Annotated in this window: 1 protein-coding gene and 1 rRNA gene; both read right to left on the bottom strand. The window is 45.2% G+C overall.

The genetic code is table 11. The annotated features are described in order from the left end of the window. Positions 1 to 92, bottom strand: a 16S ribosomal RNA gene (locus J9889_RS22445); the annotation flags it as partial. A gap of 25 nt (positions 93 to 117) precedes the next feature. Further along, the coding region (locus J9889_RS22440; RefSeq protein WP_210558279.1) for a hypothetical protein at positions 118 to 321 on the bottom strand (204 nt) is incomplete at its 5' end.

The raw sequence follows: 321 nt of genomic DNA, 5'->3' as shown, positions 1-321 counted from the left end.
AGTAGCAAGCTACTTTCCCGCTGCCGCTCGACTTGCATGTGTTAGGCCTGCCGCCAGCGTTCAATCTGAGCCATGATCAAACTCTTCAATTTAAGTTTGGTTGCTTCGAAAAGCGGCTCAATGAATTGCTGAATTAACTGCTGCAATTTTCGTTGCTTTGGTCACTTCATCAGACATTGATATCAAAAATTGTTTTTGATGCTCGATGCTGTGAGTGCCCACACAGATTGCTTGATTCAAATTGTTAAAGAGCGACGCAGCTTTTGGCTGCTGCGGGAGTGGCATTCTACTCAACCGCCTTCTCGAGTCAAGCCTTATTTT

It is taken from the genome of Aeromonas sp. PrichA-15 (assembly GCF_017939245.1).
GTDB lineage: Bacteria > Pseudomonadota > Gammaproteobacteria > Enterobacterales > Aeromonadaceae > Aeromonas > Aeromonas caviae.
This window is presented reverse-complemented; position numbering and strand designations above follow the sequence as displayed.